We start from the raw sequence: 18,743 nt of genomic DNA on the forward strand, positions 1-18,743 counted from the left end.
GCATCTTGCACATTTATTTTCTTTGGCATAGCATCCGCTCCTGTTGAGTGCATATTACACACATTGGAGCTTTTCATGACCCAGGACTTTTCTGCAGACGTACTGATCTGCGGCGCCGGCGCGGCCGGGCTCACGCTCGCCATCGACCTGGCGCGGCGCGGCGTTTCGTTCCGCCTGATCGAGAAGATGAACGCGCCTTTCAGCGGCTCGCGCGGCAAGGGCATCCAGCCGCGAACGCAGGAGGTCTTCGAGGACCTGGGCATCCTCGATCGCGTCGTCGCGGCCGGCGGCGTGTACCCGCCCTCGCGGGAATACCGCGCCGACGGCAGCTTCACCGAATCGCTGGTGATGACGCACGAAGCGCCGACGCCCGCCGAACCCTATGGCATTCCGTTGATGGTCCCGCAGTTCCTGACCGAGGGCGCGATGCGCGAGCGCCTGGCCGAGCTCGGGGACCGGCCGGAATTCGGCTGCGAACTGCTCGGCTTTTCGCAGGACGAAAACGGCGTCACGGCGCGGCTGGCCGACGCCGCGGGCGAGGAGAAACTTCGCGTGCGTTTTCTCGTCGGCGCCGACGGCGGCCGCAGCTTCGTGCGGCATGCGCTGGACATCGGCTTTCCGGGCAAGACGCTGGGCGTGCGTGCCGTGGTGGCCGATGTCGTGCTGACAGGGCTCGGGCGCGACGCGTGGCACCGGTTCAACGAAGGCGACATGGCGGTGCAGATGTCCCTGTGCCCGCTCGCAGGAACCGAGCTGTTCCAGCTGCAGGCACCGATACCGCCGGAGGGCGACATCGACCTCGGCGCGCAGGGCCTGAACGCGATGGTCGCCGCGCGCACCGGCCGTGACGACATCCGCATCCACTCGGTCTCGTGGGCCTCGGCATTCCACGTGAACGCGCGCCTGGCCGATCGCTACCGCGACGGCCGCGTGCTGCTGGTCGGCGACGCCGCTCACGTCCATCCGCCCACGGGCGGCCAAGGGCTCAACACCAGCGTGCAGGACGCCTACAACCTCGGCTGGAAGCTGGCGGCCGTTGCCGCCGGCGCGCCCGCGACCCTGCTCGACAGCTACGAGGAAGAACGCCGCCCCATCGCCGCACAGGTGCTCGGGCTTGCCACGAAGTTGCTCGGCGATGCGAAGCGGGGCGAGATGCGGCGCGGCCGGGAGGTGCAGCAGCTCGACCTCGGGTACGCCGGCTCGTCCCTCGCAGTGGAAGCGCCGGCACGCGTCGACGGCCTGCGTGCGGGAAACCGCGCGCCCGATGCACCGGTCACCGGTGCCGCCGGCCAAGCCACGCGCCTGTTCCAGCTGTTCAAGGGCGCGCACTGGACGCTGCTGGGCTATGACGCAGACCGCCGCGACGTTGCGCCGCGCCCGGGCCTGCACGTTCACACCTTCGGCGACAAAGGCGACCTGCGCGACGATGGCGGCCACGTTCGCAATGCCTACGGGCTCGCTGCTGGCGATTGGGTGCTGGTGCGGCCCGACGGCTACCTGGGCGCCATCGTCGCACGCGCCCATGCCGAGGCTTTGGAAGGCTGTCTGCGAAGCGTCGGCCTGCACGTTTTCGCCGCTAGGACGCCTGTGAAGAGCCCCTGACCACCAGTTCGCCGGGCAGCAGCAGTTGGCGCGGCGGCACGTCGAGGCCGCGCAACCGCTCGATCAGGCAGGTGGCCGCCGTGCGGCCGATGGCGTCGGTCGGCTGGGCCACGGTGCTCAGGCCCGGGCCGATGAGCGAGGCCCACTCGGGATCGTCGAAGCCGACGAAGCCCAGGTCGTCGCCGAACCGCCAGCGCAGCCGTGCCATCGCCTGCGCGACACGCAGCGTGACCACGGCATTGCCCGCGACCACGGCCGCGCGCCGACCGCGTTTGGCGCGCTGGCGCAGGGCGCGCAGGGCTTCGTCGAGCGCGTCGTGACCCCCTTCGACGCATTCGAAGATCTCGCCCGCCACGCGCGGCTCGTGCGCCGCCACGCAGGCGCCGAAGGCGGCCGTGCGCTCGCGCCGCGAGCTCACGCCCTTCTGCGGCTCGGTCACGTACAGCAGCTCGCGGTAGCCGCCTTCGACAAGGTGGCCGCAGGTGGCCGTCATCGCGGCGTGGTTGTCGAGCGAGACGAAGTCGGTGTGCATGCCGGTGTGGCGCCGGTCGACCAGCACCGCCGGCTTGCCGTGCAGCGTGACCGCGTCGACCACGTTGCTGCCGCGGCCCAGCGTGTTGAGGATGAAGCCGTCGACCTGGTAGCCCGCCAGCGCATCGATGGCCTCGCGCTCGCGTTCGCTCTCGTTGCCGAGGTTGAACAGCATCACGAGGTAGCCGGCGTCCTGGCAGGCCTTCTCGGCGCCGCGCAGCACGGCCACGGAGTAGGGGTTGGTGATGTCGGCCACGATCAGGCCGATGAGCCGCGAGCGCCCGTGGCTCAGCGCCTGCGCCATCGGGCTCGGCGAATACTGCAGCGCCGCGATGGCAACCTCGACGCGCGCCGCGATGTCAGGGCTCAGCAGGCGTTCGCGGTGGTTGAGAAAGCGCGAGACGGTGGCTTTGGAAACGCCGGCAGCCTCGGCCACGTCGGCGATGGTGGCGCGCCCGCTGGGCTTCATGGTCGGCTCTCGCTCCCTCTCCCCTTGGGGAGAGGGTTGGGGTGAGGGCCAGCGGCGATGGTGCGGACAGCATTTGCGCGAAGGCCCCCGCCCTCACCCCAACCCTCTCCCCAAGGGGAGAGGGAGCAAGACAGGGCTGTCATGCGCTCGCCGTGTCGTACGGCGCCGTCGGCTTCTCCCCGGCCAGCACCTGCAGCAGATTGGTCGTCGCAAGCTCGGCCATCGCATGCCGCGTCTCGTGCGTGGCAGAACCGATGTGCGGCAGCGGCGTCACGCGCGGATGCGTGCGCAGCGGGGACTCCGCCGGCAGCGGCTCCTTCGCGAACACGTCGAGCCCGGCGGCGCGCAGCGTGCCGTGGTCGAGCGCATGCAGCAGCGCCTCTTCGTTCACCGTGGCGCCGCGACCGCCGTTGATGAACGACACCCCCGGCTTCATGCGCGCAAAAAAGCCAGCATCGATCATGCCGCGCGTCGCATCCGTCAGCGGCAACATCGCCAGCACGATGTCGGCACGCGCCAGCAGGTCGTCCAGCGGCGTGTGGGTGGCGCGGCCCTGCAACTCGGGCGCCTGCGCAGCCAGGTCGACCGCGCGGCGCGAGTGATAGAGCACCGGCATGCCGAAGCCCAAGGCAGCACGGCGCGCCACGGCCTGGCCGATGCGCCCGAAACCGAGGATGCCCAGCGTCTTGCCGTGCACGTCGGTGCCGAACAGCTCTTCGCCGATGTTCTTCGTCCAGCGGCCTTCGCGCACCAGGTTCGACAGCTCCACCACACGGCGCTGCGTGGCCATGAGGATCGCGAACACCGTGTCGGCCACCGTCTCGGTCAGCACGTCGGGCGTGTGGCACAGCACGATGCCGCGTTGGTGCAGCTCGGCCAGTGCGTAGTTGTCGACACCGACCGACACGCTGGAAATCACCTGCAGCTGCGGCGCCGCGTCGAGCAGCGCGGCGTCGACGTTGTAGCTCGAGCCGATGAGTCCGTTCGCGGTGCGCAGCGCGGCGGCAAAGGCCTCGGGCTCCTTGCGCGGATCGGCCACGGTGACGTGGTGCGCGGCCAGCAGGCGCGCCAGTTGGTCTTCGGGCAGCGCCCGGAATACGAGCACGTTCTTTTGCGTCATGGTCAGAGCCCCGCTTCTTCGAGTTGCGCCCGCGTCGGCAGGCCTTCGGTATCCCCCAGCACCTGCACGGCGCGCGCGCCGATCCAGGCACCGCGGCGCACGGCGTCAGGCACGCTGCGGCCTTCCAGCAAGGCGCTCACCACGCCGGCCGCGAAGCCGTCGCCCGCGCCCACGGTGTCGATCACTTCCTTCACCGGGAAGCCGTCTACATGGCCGGTACCGGCCACGTCGCTGTCGTAATAGGCGCCTGCGGCGCCAAGCTTCACGACCACCAGCTTCGCACCGCGCTCGCGGTAGAACCTGGCCACGTCCTCGGGCTTGTCGTGGCCGGTGAGCAGCAGCCCTTCCTCGATGCCCGGCAGCACCCAGTCGGCACGCGAGGCGAGCTCGTTGACCCAGTGGCGCATGGTCTCGGTGGACGACCACAGCGTGGGGCGCAGGTTGGTGTCGAAGGAGATGGTGCGCCCGGCGGCGCGCATCACGTCCATGGTCTTCAGCGCGGCCTGCAGGCTGGTGTCGGAGATGGCGGCGAAAACGCCGGTGGCGTGCAGGTGGCGCGCCGAGCGCAGCCAGGCCTCGTCGACATCGGCCGGGCCCATGTGGCTCGCGGCCGAGCCCTTGCGGTGGTATTCGATCGGCGGGTCGCTGCCGTCGGTGACGCGGCCCTTGAACTGGAAGCCGGTGCGCTGCGCCGCGTCGGTGATCACGTGCGAACACTCGATGCCTTCGGCGCGCATCGCGGCCAGCAGCGCGCGGCCCATCGAGTCGGTGCCCAGGCGGCTGGCCCAGCCCACCTTCAGGCCCAGGCGCGACAGGCCGATGGCCACGTTGGTCTCGGCGCCGGCGGTGCGCTTGAAGAACGACTCGGCGTTTTCCAGCGGGCCGGGGCGGTCGGCCACGAGCAGCAGCATGGCCTCGCCGAACAAGGCCACGTCGAAGGCGGTGGGTTCTGTCATGTCGTTGTCGGGTTTTTCGGGTCTACGACTGCGCGCGCGCGGCGCGGATGAAGTCGATCTGCGCGCGGGTCACCCCGGCCAGGTCGTCGCCCACGAGCGGGTATTCGATGGCATGCGGCACGTCGGCCGGCAGCGCGCGCAGCACCGCGCGCCACGGCGCGACCGAGTCGCCCAGCGGCACCGCCACCCATTTGTGCGGCAGGCGCTGCGCACCCTTGCAATGCACGTAGCGCACGCGTTTGCCAAGGGCCTGCGCGGCCTGCAGCGGGCACTCGCCCACCCAGTGCCAGTTGCCCATGTCGAAGGTCATGCCCAGCGACACGCCGGCGCGGTCGGCCACGTCGAAGAAGGTCTGCAGCGCGGCCAGCGTGCCGGCGCGCACGGTCTGGTCGTTCTCGATGACGAGCTCGATGCGCGTCTCGGCCAGCTGCACCTTCAGGCCCCACAGCGAGCCGTGCGACGACGCCTGGAAGTCGCCGATGGACATCTTCAGCCGCTTCGCACCCACGCGCGTGGCGGCATCGATGCCGCGCTTGAGCGCGGCGCTGTCGAGCCAGCCGCCCTCGGCCCACAGCCCTTCGGGGCTGGAGTACACGGAGGCGAGCCCGTTCAGCGCGGGCAGCTCCGCATCGGCGTCGCGCAGCATCTCGCCGCGCACTTCCACCGAGTCGGCGCCGGCCGCGCGGGCCAGCTGCGAGCACCACAACTGGCCGTGCCGGCCCACCTCGGCCGCACCGAAGGACGACAGAGAAATCAAGACCTCGAAGGACATCAGTGGCCTTGGTGGGAACTCAGGATCTGGCCGAGGAACTGGCGCGTGCGCTCGTCCTTCGGGTTGCCGAAGAATTCTTCCGGCGGCGCCTGCTCGACGATCTTGCCTTCGGCCATGAAGATCACGCGGTCGGCCACGCTGCGGGCGAAGCCCATCTCGTGCGTGACGCACAGCATGGTCATGCCGTCTTCGGCCAGGCCGATCATGGTGTCGAGCACTTCCTTGACCATTTCGGGGTCGAGTGCCGACGTGGGTTCGTCGAACAGCATGATCTTGGGCGTCATGCACAGCGCGCGCGCAATGGCCACGCGCTGCTGCTGGCCGCCGGAGAGCTGGCTCGGGTACTTCTTCGCCTGCTCGGGAATGCGCACGCGCGTGAGGTACTTCATGGCCACCTCTTCGGCCTGCGCCTTGGTCATGCCGCGCGAGCGCATGGGCGCGAGCGTGCAGTTCTCCAGGATGGTCAGGTGCGGGAACAGGTTGAACTGCTGGAACACCATGCCCACTTCGGCGCGCACAGCGTCCACGTTCTTTCCGCCCGCAGTGAGGTCGATGCCGTCGACCACGATGCGGCCCTTCTGCACCGTCTCCAGCCGGTTGATGCAGCGGATGAGCGTCGACTTGCCCGAGCCCGAAGGCCCGCAGATCACGATGCGCTCGCCCTGGCGCACCGACAGGTCGATGCCGGTCAACACCTGGAATTCACCGTACCACTTGTTGACCGCTTCCATGCGGATGATCGATTCCGTCGTCATGCCAGGGTTTCCTTCCAACGCTTTCGCTTATTGCATCTTCGGCAGGTCGGCCTGCAGCCACTTCTGGTACAGCTTGTTCAGCTCGCCGTTGGCGGTGTTCTTCTGCACGAACTCGTTCACGGCCTTGGCCAGTTCTTCCTGGCCGGGGCGCATCGCGATGCCCATCGATTGCTGCACCAGCGTGAACTTGTTTTCGAAGCTGTTGGCAGGCACGCGCTTGGCGATCTGCGCGGCCACGGTCACCGAGCAGCCGATGGCATCGACCTGGCCGGAGATGAGCGCCTGCATGGCCGAGGCGTCGTCGTCGAAGCGGCGGATCTCGGTGCCTTCCGGTGCGGCCTTGGTCACGGCCACGTCTTGCGTGGACGCACGGGCCACGCCCACGCGCAGGCCCTTCAGGTCGCCTGCCGCCTTGATGGGGGTCTTGGTCGCGCCGTACAGCACGATGGTGGCGGCCGCGTAGGGCTGCGAGAACTGCACCTGCTTGGCACGCTCGGGCGTGATGGCCAGCGAAGCCACCAGCACGTCGACCTTGTTGGTCAGCAGGAAGGGAATGCGGTTGGGGCCGGTCACCGGCACGATGTTGGCCTTGACGCCCCAGTCCTTGGCCAGCAGCTTGGCCACGTCGGCGTCGTAGCCGTCGGGCTGGTTCTTGGCGTCGGTGGTGCCGTAGGGCGGAAAGTCGACCAGCATGCCGATGGTGATCTCGCCCTTCTTCTTGATGTCGGCCACGCTTTGCGCCGAGGCGAAGGGTGCGAACACGGTCAGCGCGGCGCCAAGGCCCAAGGCGGCAATGGCTGCACGGCGGGTGGTGGTACGGGTCATTTGATGTGTCTCCTGAATAAAGAAAGGAAGCGACGAGAAAGAAAAAAGCGAAAGCGAAAGCGGAAAGCGGGACTTCAGCGTGCGCTCAGCGCGCCAGGGCACGGGCGCGCTTGCGCTCCATGCGCGCCGCCAGCAAGGACAGCGGCCAGCAGATGGCGAAGTAGATCGCCGCCACCACCGAGAACACGATGAGCGGCTGGAAGGTGGCGTTGTTGACGATTTGCCCGGCGCGCGTGACCTCGACGAAGCCGATGATGGCCGCGAGCGACGTGCCCTTGATGATCTGCACCACATAGCCCACGGTGGGCGCCAGCGCAATTTTGAAGGCCTGCGGCAGCACCACGTCGCGCATGCGCGCGCTGTACTTCAGGCTCAGCGCCTCGGCCGCTTCCCACTGGCCGCGCGGAATGGCCTCGATGCAGCCGCGCCAGATTTCGCCCAGGAAGGCGGCGCTGTTCAGGATGAGCGCCACACCCGCGGCCACCCACGGGTTGATGTCCAGCCCCAGCACCGGCGCACCGAAGAACACCAGGAACAGCTGCAGCAACAGCGGCGTGCCCTGGAAGATCTGGATGAAGGTGGTCGACACGCCGCGCGCCCAGCGCGACTCCGACGTGCGCATCAGCGCAATGGCCAGGCCCAGGACGGCGCCGCCCACGAAGGCGATGGCCGACAGCGCCAACGTCCACTTGGCCGCTTCGAGGATGAAAAGGAATTCGGGAAAGCCGAAGGTACGCATGTTGATGTCTCCGTCCGTCGCCTGTTACCGGCGGTCCGGGTAGTTGAGCGTGCGCTTGTAGATCAGCTTGAACATGCCCGAGAAGGCCAGCGCCAGCGCCAGGTAGATGCCCGCGACCACGATGTAGATCTCGAAGCTGCGGAAGGTCTGCGACTGCAGGTTGGCGGCCACCGAGGTCAGGTCGTCGGCCGAGATGACCGACACCACGGCCGAGCTCAGCATCAGCAGGATGAACTGGCTGGTGAGCGCCGGGTAGATGGCCTTCAGCGCGGGCTTGATGATGATGAAGCGAAAAATTTCCCACGACTTGAGGTTGAGCGCGCGGCCCGCCTCGATCTGGCCCTTGGGAATCGACTCGATGCCCGCGCGGATGATTTCCGTGGCGTAGGCGCCCAGGTTCACCACCATGGCCACCAGCGCGGCCGTTTGCGGCGACCAGCGCAGCCCGATGGCCGGCAGCGCGAAGAAGAAGAAGAACAGCTGCACGAGGAACGGCGTGTTGCGGATCACCTCGATGTAGGCATTGATGAAAAAGCGCAGCCACCCCGGCCCCGAGGTCTTGCCCCAGGCGCAGAAGATGGCGACCAGCAGGCCCAGCACCGTGGCGATGAGCGACAGCTGGACCGTGATCCACGTGCCCTTGAGCAGCAGCGGCCAGGCGGCAAAGACGGCGTCGAATTGAAACTGGTAGTTCATGGTGGGCAAGCGCTGCAGGGGCGCCGGATGTGCGCGTGCATGCCTCGAAAGCAATGCTTGCAGCTTATATGAAACCGGTTTCAGGTCGACCTAGGGATTCCCCTAGGTGGTCGTTTTGTCCCAGCGGCTGCCTACACTTCGCGATGCTGAACCCACCCGCGGACGCCATGCCCCCCAAGACAGATTCGGCACATCCCCACCCTGCGGGCGCTCCCGTCGTGCAGCATTTCAGGCAGGCGCTGCTGTGGCCCCTGCGGCTGATGCCCGCGCCCGGCGCCAGGCCGCCCCACCACGGGCCCTGGCACGTGCTGCGCGAGATGGGCGACGCCTCGCCGTGGCGCGAGGAGGTCGACGAATACACCGGCGACAGCAGCCGCTTTCACGAGCGGCACTACAACGAGTTCGTGAGCTTTTTGCCGTATGTGCAGCGCTTCCTGTACGGCGAGGGCCGTGGGCACGGGGACAGCGGCAGCGACGGCGATTCGCCGATGCGCATCTTCCGCCGCCACGACATCGCGGCGGTGCGCGTGGTGGCGCAGCCGGGCGACGCGCCGGTCACGCTGCAGGTGGTCCATTGCGACCTGTACTTCTTCTTCGACATCGACGTGGTGCTGCTCAACCTCGAGGTCGGCGCGGACCACCTGAGCCTGGCCCAGGCGCAGGAAATCCTCTACCGCTTCGGGCGTGCGTACCCCGCGGGCTGGGAGCCCGACGGCACCGCCCTGCACTGCATGGCCAGCGTCGAATGGCTGGCCGCCGACGGCCGCGTGCTCGCGCGCTCCGACGCGCAGCAGCGCGATGCCTTCCTGTCGCACGTGGCCCAGCACCGCGCGCCGCGCATCTCGTCGCACTGGGCGTTTTTGATGCAGCCGCTGGTGACCGACTACTCCGACGAGCCCGGCGCGCTGCGCTACCGGCAGATCGAGTACTACCGCATGCCGGTCATGGCCTACCTGTCGCTGGACGATCCGCGCCGCCTCACGCGCGACGACTTCGTTCGGCTGGCGCTGGTCACAGGCGCGGGCGCGGCCGATGCCCACCTGCCGTATGCCGAGCACCACCTCGCGGACTTCGAGCACAAGTACTGCTACGACCGCTTCTGGGTCGATGCCGGCGCGGCGCCGCGCACGCGCTACCTGTGCAACGGCCATGCGCTCGTGGTGGTGGGCGACGCGCGATCGGAGTTCTTCTGCTGCCGCGACCGCGGCGTGCTCGCGCAGTTTCGCCACCAGCACTTTCTGCTGTTCCTGATCGCGCACTTCCAGAAGGCTTCGCTGCTGATGTTCTCCGACCAGCTGGTGGAGGCGCTGAAGAAGCTGGACATCCGCAGCACGCCGAGCGTGAAGCAGTTCAAGCGCGCCATCCGTGCGAGCTTCGAGCGCTTCCTGCGCTTCACGCACCGCTACTGGTTCCACGAGATCTCGGAACAGGCGCAGGTGCGCGCGCTGTCGCACATGTGCACCACGCACCTGGGCCTGGACGCGCTCTACGACGAGGTCAAGTCGCGCATCGCCGACATGAACACCTACCTGGACGCCGACAGCCTGCGCCGCCAGGCCAGCACCGTGGTGCGGCTCACGGTGGTCACGCTGTTCGGGCTCATCGGCACCATCACCACCGGCTTCCTGGGCATGAACCTGCTGGCCGAAGCCGACGCGCCGCTGTGGCGCAAGGCGGTCTGGTTCGGCGTGGTGTTCGTCGCGACGACCTGGCTCACGATCTACACCATGGTGAAGTCGCAGCGCCTGTCGGACTTCATCGACGCGCTGTCGAACGACAGGCTGGGGTTGCGGGGGAAGATGGCTGCGCTGGCGAGGGTGTGGCGCTCGGGTTCGGACTAGCCAGGCGCGCTGCCTGCCGCAGATCCAGCGCAGCGCAGCGAGGCGGTCTGCGGCTCGGGCTGCGGCAAGCCCTTCAGCGCGCCGCCTTCTTGCGCTCCATGTCCTCCAGCAGCAGGTGCAGCGCGGTCAGGTGCTTGGCCAGCGCCGCGCCGGCCTTGTCCGCCTCGCCCTCGCGCATCAGGCGCAGCACCTTGCGGCGAACCTGCACCACGTTGCTGTGCGGCGCCTGCAGCTGCGCGATGAGCCCGCGCAGGATTTCGGAGAGCGCGTCGATCAGCATCACGATCACCTCGTTGTGCGTCGCACGGCCGATGAGCCGGTAGAACTCGGTGATCAGCGCGCTGTCGCGCACCGGCTTGCCCTGCTTCACGAGTTCGGCGAAGCGGTCGATGTCGGCCTCGATGGCGGCAAAGTCGGCCTCGGTGCCGCGCTCGCAGGCCAGCCTGATGGCCAGACCGCACATCAGGATGCGCGCCTCGGTCACGTCCGAAACCGGCACCTGGTTGAGCGCCACCATGTCGCGCACCGCCTGCGTGATGCCCTCGGGGTGAGACTGCTTGATGTAGAAGCCGCCGTTGATGCCGGTCAGCGCCTCCACCATGCCCGCCATCTCCAGGCTGCGCAGCGCCTCGCGCACGCCGCTGCGGCTCACGCCGAACTGCTCCGACAGGTCTTTCTCGCTCGGCAGCCGGTCGCCGGCGGACAGCACGCCGTCGGCCACCTGCTGGCGGATCTGGTCGCAGATGGCCTCGAAGGCGCGGCGCATGCGCACAGGCGCGAAGACAGGTGTGATTTCAGACATGGCTCTTTTCCTCCTCTGGATATCGCGAACGGGCTGAATGCCGGATTGCCGGATCAGGGCCGCTAGTGTGCCGCCTCGGGCCGGTGCGGTTGACCATTCTCTCAGTATTCATCATGGTTGAACCAATGATGCTACAAGTCAACCCCATGAGACCATCCGATCGACTGACGCCGACCCGAATGCTGGCGGCCACGGGCCGCATCGAGCCCCGAGCCGCGGGCGCGACAAGCGCAGCAGGGGCAGCGCCGATATGATTCGCGCAGCCCGCCGACGGACTCCCCGCGCTTGAACAACGACACCCCCGCAGCCCCCGCCCACGCCCCTTCCATCTGGCGTCCGCTCGAGCACCCGCCCTTTCGCGGCCTGTGGACGGCCGGCAGCCTGTTCTTCGTGGGCAACGCGATGCAGAACATGGCCGCCTCGTGGCTGATGATCGAGCTCACGGCCTCGTCGTTTCTTGCGGCGCTGGTGCAGACCGCGTCCTTCCTGCCGATGTTCCTGCTGTCGCTGCCCGCCGGCGTGCTGGCCGACACCACCGACCGCCGCAAGCTGATGCTGCGCATCCAGGGCGTGTACGCCGTGGCGGCGCTGGCGCTCACCGGGCTGGCGCTGGCCGGCTGGGCAGGGCCGGGCACGCTGCTGTTCTTCACCTTCCTGCTGGGCGTGTGCACCGCGCTGCAGTCGCCTTCGTGGAACTCCGCCGTCAGCGACACGGTGGACCGCAAGGAGCTGCCCCAGGCCATCACGCTGGTGTCCATGGCCTTCAACGGCGCCCGTGCCGTGGGGCCGGCGCTGGCGGGGCTGGTGTTCGCGTTCACCGGGGCCAGCGCGGTGTTCGCGATGGCCGTGCTCACGGCCATGGGCATGAGCTACGCCACCCGCCGCTGGCCGCCGCGCCCGCCGTTGCCGGCCAAGCTGCCGGCCGAGCGGTTGTGGGGCGGCATGCTGAGCGCGCTGCGCTATGCGCGGCACTCGCCGGCCATCTTCGCGCAGCTGGTGCGCACCGCGGGCTTCAGCGGGCTGGGCTCGGCGCTGTGGGCGCTGCTGCCGGTCATCGCGTCGCAGCGGCTGGGCCTGGGCGCGGCGGGCTACGGGCTGCTGATGGCCTGCCTGGGCACGGGCGCGGTGTCGGCGGGCTTCTTCGTCGCGCGCATCCGCTCGCGCTTCGGGCTCGACGCACTGGCCGCATGCTGCTGCCTCGTCTTTGCCAGCGCCATGCTGGTGGGCGCGCTGTCGACCTGGCGCCCGCTGGTGTACCTGAGCTTCGTGCTCGGCGGCGCGGCCTGGATGACGATGATGTCGACCTTCAACGCCGCCACGCAGACCAGCGCACCGCCCTGGGTGCGGGCGCGCGCCGCATCGCTGCACACGCTGTGTTCGCTGGGGGCGTTCGCGATCGGCTCGGCGCTGTGGGGCGCGGTGTCCAGCCTGCTGGGCTTGCCGGCGGCGCTGTGCATGTCGGCCGCCTTCATGCTGGCGAGCGTGGGCCTGGCGCGGCCGTACCCGCTGCGCATGGGCGCGGACGACGAAGTGACGCTGGCTGCGCACAGCGACGAACTGCTGCTGGCGAACGAACCCGAGTTCGAGGCCGGGCCCGTGGCCGTCGAGGTGGTCTATTGCATCCGCGAGGCCGACGCGCGGCGCTTTCTGGACACGGTGCAGCAGCTGGCCGTGCCGCGCCGGCGCGACGGCGCCACCTTCTGGCGCGTGTACCGCGACCTGGGCGACCCCAGCCGCTACGTGGAACGCTTCATCGTCACCTCATGGGCCGACTACCTGCGCCAGCGTTCGCGCGCCACGGTGGCGAGCAACGAGATGGAGGCGAGCGCGCGCGTGTTCCAGATGCCCGACGTGCCGGTGGTCACGCGGCATTACCTGGCCGAGCGCAGCCCCTGACGGCGAGCTTCAGGCGTCCACCCAGCGGGACGCCTCGTCGAGCGTGGCGCGCGTGGTGCGGAAGCGGTTGGCCGGATGTTCCGGGTCTTCGTAGCCGAACGAAATGCCGCACACCACCTGCCGGTCTGGTGGAATGTCGAACCACCGGTGCAGCAACTTCGCGCGCGACGCGATGGCCGCCTGCGCGATGCTCGCCACGCCGCGCGCCCTGGCGGCCAGCATGAAGTTGCTCACGTAGGCGCCGCAGTCGAGCACGCCGTAGGTGCCGAGCACGGCCTCGGTGGTGACGAGCGCCATGTGCGGCGCACCGAAGAACTCGAAGTTCAGCTGCGCCTGCCGCGCCGAGGCCTCGCGGTCGCCGTGCGCAATGCCCACGCTGTCGTACAGCTGAAAGCCGCACTCGCGCCGCCGCTCGCGGTACACGCCGCGGTACTCGGCCGGCGGCGCGATGTCGAACGACGGGTCGGCCGAAGCCTCGGGCTCGGCCATGGCGCGGCGCAGCCGCTCGGTGGCCGCGGCGCTGGTCACCGCCACCTGCCAGGGCTGCGAGTTGCACCATGAGGCGGTGCGCTGCGCGGCGCGCAGGATGGCGTCGATCACCTCGCGCGGCACGGGCTCGGCGAGGTAGCCTCGGCAGCTGTAGCGCGCGTCGAGCACGGCGTCGAAGGCACCGGCCTGCAAGGCGTCTGAAGGGGTGGGTTTCATGCCGGGTCCACCAAGGGTTGCATGGGTTCGGCGCGCGTGCGCAGGAAGCCCTGCGCGGGCGCGATCCAGTCGACGGTGTGCGGCGACGCGGCCACTGGAGCGAACGCGGAGAGCGCGGAGGGCGTGCAGTGGCCGCTGAAGAGCGTGTTCTCCTGCGTGAGCAGGAAGCAGCGTTCACCTGAAACCTGCACGGTCTTCAGCGTCAGGCCGCCGAGGTCGAGCAGGCCGTTCGGGTGTTGCGCCGGGTCTGCGGCGCCGGTGCACAGCGTCCAGCGGATCTCCCCTGGTGCCGCCGCCCGCACGGCGGCCAGCGCGATGTCATCGCCAGGGGGATCGATCAGCGCCCATTCGTTGCGTTCGCCGCCGCCCACCAGGTAGCTGTTGCGCTCGGCCTGCGCACCGGTCGTCACGCGCACCACATGCGGCGACAGGCGCACCACCAGCCCGTCTTCCAGCGCATGGCGGCCCTGGCCGTGGCCGTCGGGGTCGATGCGCCCCAGCTCGGCATAGGCCGGCTCCCACGGGTTCACCGGATGACGCCCGCCTTCGCCGGTGGCCACGCGCGGCATGATCATCGGCACCTCGCGCAGCGACTGCGCATGGTCCATGCAGGCCTGCGCCGTGCCGAAGGACTGCAGCTGTTCGAGGATGCGGCGCGTCACGTTCATGAGCTTCAGCGCGCGCTGCTCGCTCAGCGCCTCGGCGGGCGTGAGCCACAGGCACTCGACGGTCTCGCGCGTGTCGGCGCTCGGGGTCTGCGCCCGCGGCGCCAGCGCGACGAAGAAGCGGGTGTCGAAGCGGCGCGGCATGCCCGGCGGGGTGAGCCAATGGCTGAAATAGCGCAGCCGGTCGACCGCGAGCCGCCAGCCGCGCTCGCTGCACATGTGCAGCAGCGCGTCGGAACCCAGCTCGGCCGCGTGGCGCATGGCGGCGCGTTCGTCCTGCGGCAGTGCGTCGAGCGCCACCGGCTGGCCCGCGGCGTCCGAGGCGAACAGCAGCCCGGCCTCCTCGAAGCACTCGCGCACGGCGGCCACGTAGTAGTCGAGCCCGTTCGAGGGCACCGCCAGGCGCAGGCTCGCGGCCGCGTCGTCCAGGCCGCGGCAGGCCGCGTGCATGGCGGGGTCGTGCGTGTCGACCGTGCCGCCGGGGAACACGCTGGCGCCGCTGTTCTGGTCGGCTTCCTTCTCGGCCCTGCGCAGCATCAGCACCTCGAGCCCGGCCGCGCCGTCGCGCAGCACGATGAGCGAAGCGGCCGTGCGAATCGGCCGCACCCCGGGCGCAGCCGGCGCCTTCATGCCTTGGTTCATCGGGACATTCATCTGTGGTGGATACGTTCAAAGGTTAGCGGGTCGGTCGCCATGGGGCGTCCCGGGCGCGACACCCGACGGCTTTTCAGCGCCGGAATTTCAGGGCCGCATCGCCCTGCGGATGCGCCGCCAAAGTATCTTCCAGCCGCCCGCCGCCCGCAGCAACCGGTCGTGGTTCTCGACCACGGAGGGCGGCCTCCGGATGCCCAGGCACCTCCCTCATCGCCTGCGGCCGGTGCACACGCGATGAGCGAGTGTCACCAGGCCGACGATGCCGACGATCGCCAGCGCGGCGATCCATTCGTAGCGCTCGAGGCCCTCGAACAGACCTTGCATGGTCCGGCCGAACAGGAATCCGGCGCCTGCCACCAGGGGCGCCCAGATCGCCGCGCCGATCATGTTGAACAACAGGAAGCGCCGCGCCGGAACCTGGCTCATCCCGATCACGATCGGGCCGACGATGCGCAGCCCGTACATGAAGCGCACGCCGACGATCAGCGCGGCGTGGTGGCGCAGCAGGAGTCGATCGATTCGTCCGGCCCTGTCCGCCAGCCGCGGCAGGCGGCGAAGTAGCGCATGGCCATAGCGGCGGCCAATGAAGAAGAAGATCTGGTCCCCGAGCGTGCCGCCGCAAAAGGCCACCGCGACGACCCATGGGAAAAACAGATAGCCCTGATGGGCGGCGAAGCCCGCCAGGACGAGAACGGTTTCACCTTCGAGCAGGCTGCCCACGAAGACGGCCAGATATCCATAGTCGGCAAGCAGCCCGGGCACAGACATTGTTTCTCTCTCGGCGTGCGGGCCAGCCCCGCACTCGGCTCAGTGGATCACCGACGACCGCGCAGCGCTTTCCTGACGACGGCCAAGGGCCCGAACTCCAACGCACCCAGCAGCGTCAGGACCCAGACGATCACGGAGATCGGGCCGACCACCTGGATGACGGCCGCGGGCATTTTCAGATCGGCCCAGACATCGGCGAAGACGATGCACGTGAACACGAACAGCATGAACAAGCGGTAGGCCGACACCTGCTGCGGGCGCGGGCCGGGTTTGCGCGGAAGGCGAACTCTTTGCGGCCATGGGCCGGGGATGCCGGCGGTCGGGGGCGTTGCTGCATTCACACTCATCAAGGAAAACTCCTGGGGCTCGTAGGGAGCCTCGATCTTGAGCGCGCGGTGCATGACCATGACCTGACTTTGTCCGCGTGCCAGACCCGATTCTTCTGCCGATGCCGGCGCTGATTCTTTCTGTCTCTGACGTAGAAGCCCGGTTGCCTGGAACGTCGTGCCCTGAGAAAGGCGCACTACGAATTCGCATCGCCCACGGCTCGGCGCGGCATCCTGACAATGGCGATGGTCCTGATGCGATGACCTTCTGTGTCGAGCACACGAAACTCGAAATCGTGGTGCACGAGCACCTCATCGCGATGTGGAATACGGCCGAAAGCGGATCGTCAGGTTCGCACCGCCCAGCTCGCTGTCGGTCAGTTGCACTTCGGCGCCATGCAGGAGCGCGATTTCCTTCACGATCGCCAGGCCCAGGCCGGTTCCTTCACCGGTGGGTTCGCGTCCGCGGACAAAGCGCTCGAAGACCGCCTCTCGCTGATCGGCCGCAACGCCCGGACCCGAGTCGGCCACGCTGACAGACGCAGGGGAGGCATGCAGCGAGATCAGGACGCTTCCGCCGGCAGGCGTGTAGCGGATGGCGTTGTCGATGAGGTTGCCCAGCGCCTCGCTCAACAGGTCCGGCTGGCCACGGACCACAACCTCCGCTTCGCTCGATACCAGTTCGAGTTCGATCTTCTTTTCAGACGCCATCTCGAGATACGTCTCCCCCACCTCGTGCGCGAGCACGTTCAAATCGACGTCCACCAGATCCAGATCGACCCGGCCTTCCGGATCGAGCCGACCCATGGCGAGCAGTTGCTGCACAAGTCTCGCCGTGCGTTGGGTCGAAGCACCGAGCTCCTCCACGACTGCACGCATCGACGCAGCATCCCCGGCCTGGGCAGCGCGAGCCAGGCCCAGGCGCAATCCCGTCAGCGGGGTGCGCAATTGATGGGCCACCGTGCTTGCGAACTGGCGTTCCCGTTCCAGCATGGCTCGAATACGCTGGAGAAGATCGTTGAGGGCGGAAGCGAAGGGCATCAACTCGCGCGGAACGTCGTCAACCGGAATCGGGTCCAGCGAGACATGGGATCGCTCGTTCCATCGGGCGGCGATGCGCTCCAGGGGACCGATCGTGCGCCGCACCGTCATGCCCACGATCAACGCAGCCACCAGCACGAGAACGCCGATCGGCGCCATCGTCAGCAGCAGATCGCTGCGCGCGCGCTGTCTCTTGACGAGCGTCTCGGCGCTCAGCACCGACAAGCCGCTGGCGCCGGGCGTGGTGACCGGGATCCAGGCGACGCGAACGTCCCGGCCCTCGTAGCGTGCGTCGTAGGCGCGTGCCCCGAAGCTGTAGCTTTTCTCGCGATCGCCGTGCAGCGGCAGTCCGACGTGCCCGACAAGGTGCTGGTTGTCCTGCACGACTTCGAAGTAGATGCGGTCCGAGACGTCATAGGTCAACAGCGCTTCCGACTGCCGCGAAAGTTCGATCAGGGGCCGGCCGTCGACAACGCGCACCTGGTCGGCGAGCGAACGAGCGGTATCGAGCAACCAGCGATCGAACACCTTGTCGACCATGAGCTGCGCACCGAAGGCGCCGAGCAGGCCGGTCAGGGCCACGATGACCAGCACCGGCAGCATCAGCCGCAGGTTCAGCTCGTTCTGCAGTCGACGCACGCGGGACTGCTTCACGCCGAAGGCTCCCCGTCGGCGCCCGGCGCGCCGGTCACCGCGAGGCGGTACCCGAAACCGCGCACCGTGAGAATGGTCACGCCGGAGTCCGCCAGCTTTCGGCGCAGCCTCGACACATAGACCTCCACGGCGCTGTCGCCAACTTCCAGGTTGCGCTCCGTCAGCGCTTCGATCAGCACGCGTTTGGAAACCAGCCGCGGAGATCGCCTCCCCAGCAGGCTCAGCACCTCGAGTTCGCGTGGAAGCAGGTCCATGGGCTGGCCGTGGAGAAATGCCCGTCCCTGCTCCGGCAGCAGGACCAGCGGTCCGCACTGGGTTCCCGCGCTGCGCACCACCTGGGTCCTGCGCTGCAGCGCCTCCATGCGCGCGTCGAGTTCTTCGGGAGCGAACGGCTTGACGAGGTAGTCGTCGGCCCCTCGTTTCAGTCCTTCGACCCGGTTGGCCACCTGGTCCCGGGCCGTCAGCACCAGGACCGGCGTCTGTGCATCCTGCTGGCGGAACCGATGCAACCAGTCGAGCCCGTCGCCGTCGGGCAGCTGCAGATCGAGGACGACCAGGTCGGCACCTGCTTCGCCGATGGCCGCGTCCGCCTGGGCCAGCGTGTCGCACGAACGGACGACCCAGCCACGTGCACGCCAGCGCAACTGCAGTTCGCGCGCGATGGTGACGTCGTCTTCGATCAGAAGCAGTTGCATGGCAAACGGATGCCGGCGGCCGTCGCGGCCCGGCGACATCCGCGAGGTCTGTGGGAACTACGTAGCTGCCGTGATAGGTGTTTGCAAGGTTGCCTCACTAGCCTCATCCCGCTCGGCAGCTCCCCACCCGGGACGCCGCGAGATCCGCGACGTCGGCATGCCAAATCAGAAAGTACAGCGAACATGAAACGAAAGCAGGCTCTCTTGGGGGTGCTGGCGACAGTCATTGTG

The 18,743-nt window shown here is 68.5% G+C and carries 19 protein-coding genes; 3 read left to right on the plus strand and 16 right to left on the minus strand.

All coding sequences use genetic code 11. The annotated features are described in order from the left end of the window. Nucleotides 1-75 precede the first annotated feature (75 nt). The gene (locus ACSFA5_RS03710) at nt 76-1,602 is read left to right on the plus strand and encodes an FAD-dependent oxidoreductase (RefSeq protein WP_435442657.1); all 1,527 of its coding nucleotides are present in this window, start codon (nt 76-78) and stop codon (nt 1,600-1,602) included. Here ACSFA5_RS03710 and ACSFA5_RS03715 read toward each other — a convergent pair. The 8 genes from ACSFA5_RS03715 to ACSFA5_RS03750 all read right to left on the minus strand — a co-directional run bounded on the left by ACSFA5_RS03715 (nt 1,577) and on the right by ACSFA5_RS03750 (nt 8,465). Then, on the minus strand, nt 1,577-2,602 hold the full coding sequence (locus ACSFA5_RS03715; protein WP_435442658.1) for a LacI family DNA-binding transcriptional regulator: 1,026 nt from the start codon (nt 2,600-2,602) through the stop codon (nt 1,577-1,579). The genes ACSFA5_RS03710 and ACSFA5_RS03715 overlap by 26 nt on opposite strands. Nucleotides 2,603-2,741: 139 nt before the next feature. Then, nucleotides 2,742-3,722, minus strand: a complete 981-nt coding sequence (locus tag ACSFA5_RS03720) for a 2-hydroxyacid dehydrogenase (RefSeq protein ID WP_435442659.1) — start codon at nt 3,720-3,722, stop codon at nt 2,742-2,744. Between the two features lie 2 nt (nt 3,723-3,724). After that, the gene (locus ACSFA5_RS03725; RefSeq protein WP_435442660.1) at nt 3,725-4,678 is read right to left on the minus strand and encodes a sugar kinase; all 954 of its coding nucleotides are present in this window, start codon (nt 4,676-4,678) and stop codon (nt 3,725-3,727) included. Nucleotides 4,679-4,700: 22 nt separating this feature from the next. Beyond that, nucleotides 4,701-5,450, minus strand: a complete 750-nt coding sequence (locus tag ACSFA5_RS03730) for a sugar phosphate isomerase/epimerase family protein (protein ID WP_435442661.1) — start codon at nt 5,448-5,450, stop codon at nt 4,701-4,703. Beyond that, the gene (locus tag ACSFA5_RS03735; RefSeq protein ID WP_409169477.1) at nt 5,450-6,205 is read right to left on the minus strand and encodes an amino acid ABC transporter ATP-binding protein; all 756 of its coding nucleotides are present in this window, start codon (nt 6,203-6,205) and stop codon (nt 5,450-5,452) included. Before ACSFA5_RS03735 ends, ACSFA5_RS03730 begins: the two co-directional genes overlap by 1 nt. 27 nt (nt 6,206-6,232) lie before the next feature. Beyond that, nucleotides 6,233-7,030 (minus strand): transporter substrate-binding domain-containing protein, encoded by a 798-nt coding sequence (locus ACSFA5_RS03740; RefSeq protein WP_435442662.1) that lies wholly within the window; start codon nt 7,028-7,030, stop codon nt 6,233-6,235. A gap of 85 nt (nt 7,031-7,115) precedes the next feature. Continuing rightward, nucleotides 7,116-7,769, minus strand: a complete 654-nt coding sequence (locus tag ACSFA5_RS03745; RefSeq protein WP_435442663.1) for an amino acid ABC transporter permease — start codon at nt 7,767-7,769, stop codon at nt 7,116-7,118. A 24-nt stretch (nt 7,770-7,793) separates the two neighbouring features. Continuing rightward, a complete protein-coding gene (locus ACSFA5_RS03750; RefSeq protein WP_435442664.1) occupies nt 7,794-8,465 on the minus strand; it encodes an amino acid ABC transporter permease in 672 nt (223 codons plus the stop codon). 167 nt (nt 8,466-8,632) lie between these two features. Between ACSFA5_RS03750 and ACSFA5_RS03755 the strand changes: the two genes are divergently transcribed. Next, the gene (locus ACSFA5_RS03755) at nt 8,633-10,306 is read left to right on the plus strand and encodes a hypothetical protein (RefSeq protein WP_435442665.1); all 1,674 of its coding nucleotides are present in this window, start codon (nt 8,633-8,635) and stop codon (nt 10,304-10,306) included. 73 nt (nt 10,307-10,379) lie between these two features. Here the strand turns inward: ACSFA5_RS03755 and ACSFA5_RS03760 are convergent, their stop codons facing one another. Next, nucleotides 10,380-11,108, minus strand: coding sequence for a FadR/GntR family transcriptional regulator (locus ACSFA5_RS03760; protein ID WP_435442666.1), 729 nt, complete (start codon nt 11,106-11,108; stop codon nt 10,380-10,382). A gap of 285 nt (nt 11,109-11,393) precedes the next feature. On the opposite strand from ACSFA5_RS03760, the gene ACSFA5_RS03765 reads away from it, so the two are divergent. Then, complete coding sequence (locus ACSFA5_RS03765; RefSeq protein WP_435442667.1) at nt 11,394-13,004, plus strand: MFS transporter; 1,611 nt, start codon at nt 11,394-11,396, stop codon at nt 13,002-13,004. A 9-nt stretch (nt 13,005-13,013) separates the two neighbouring features. Here the strand turns inward: ACSFA5_RS03765 and ACSFA5_RS03770 are convergent, their stop codons facing one another. The 7 genes from ACSFA5_RS03770 to ACSFA5_RS03800 all read right to left on the minus strand — a co-directional run bounded on the left by ACSFA5_RS03770 (nt 13,014) and on the right by ACSFA5_RS03800 (nt 18,512). After that, nucleotides 13,014-13,709 carry a nitroreductase gene (locus ACSFA5_RS03770; protein ID WP_435442668.1) on the minus strand — a complete coding sequence of 232 codons (696 nt, stop codon included), beginning with the start codon at nt 13,707-13,709 and terminating at the stop codon, nt 13,014-13,016. Next, nucleotides 13,706-15,016, minus strand: a complete 1,311-nt coding sequence (locus ACSFA5_RS03775; protein WP_435442669.1) for an NUDIX hydrolase — start codon at nt 15,014-15,016, stop codon at nt 13,706-13,708. The genes ACSFA5_RS03770 and ACSFA5_RS03775 overlap by 4 nt, the downstream gene beginning before the upstream one ends. A gap of 219 nt (nt 15,017-15,235) precedes the next feature. Further along, the gene (locus ACSFA5_RS03780; protein ID WP_435442670.1) at nt 15,236-15,796 is read right to left on the minus strand and encodes a DedA family protein; all 561 of its coding nucleotides are present in this window, start codon (nt 15,794-15,796) and stop codon (nt 15,236-15,238) included. A gap of 47 nt (nt 15,797-15,843) precedes the next feature. Beyond that, nucleotides 15,844-16,203 carry a hypothetical protein gene (locus tag ACSFA5_RS03785; protein WP_435442671.1) on the minus strand — a complete coding sequence of 120 codons (360 nt, stop codon included), beginning with the start codon at nt 16,201-16,203 and terminating at the stop codon, nt 15,844-15,846. 116 nt (nt 16,204-16,319) lie between these two features. Beyond that, a complete protein-coding gene (locus tag ACSFA5_RS03790; RefSeq protein WP_435442672.1) occupies nt 16,320-16,433 on the minus strand; it encodes a hypothetical protein in 114 nt (37 codons plus the stop codon). 1 nt (nt 16,434) lies between these two features. Continuing rightward, nucleotides 16,435-17,817 (minus strand): sensor histidine kinase N-terminal domain-containing protein, encoded by a 1,383-nt coding sequence (locus ACSFA5_RS03795; protein WP_435442673.1) that lies wholly within the window; start codon nt 17,815-17,817, stop codon nt 16,435-16,437. Continuing rightward, nucleotides 17,814-18,512 (minus strand): response regulator transcription factor, encoded by a 699-nt coding sequence (locus ACSFA5_RS03800; protein WP_435442674.1) that lies wholly within the window; start codon nt 18,510-18,512, stop codon nt 17,814-17,816. The genes ACSFA5_RS03795 and ACSFA5_RS03800 overlap by 4 nt, the downstream gene beginning before the upstream one ends. Between the last annotated feature and the right edge of the window lie 231 nt (nt 18,513-18,743).

The organism is Variovorax monticola (assembly GCF_051216855.1).
In the GTDB taxonomy this organism is placed as follows: Bacteria; Pseudomonadota; Gammaproteobacteria; order Burkholderiales; family Burkholderiaceae_C; genus Variovorax.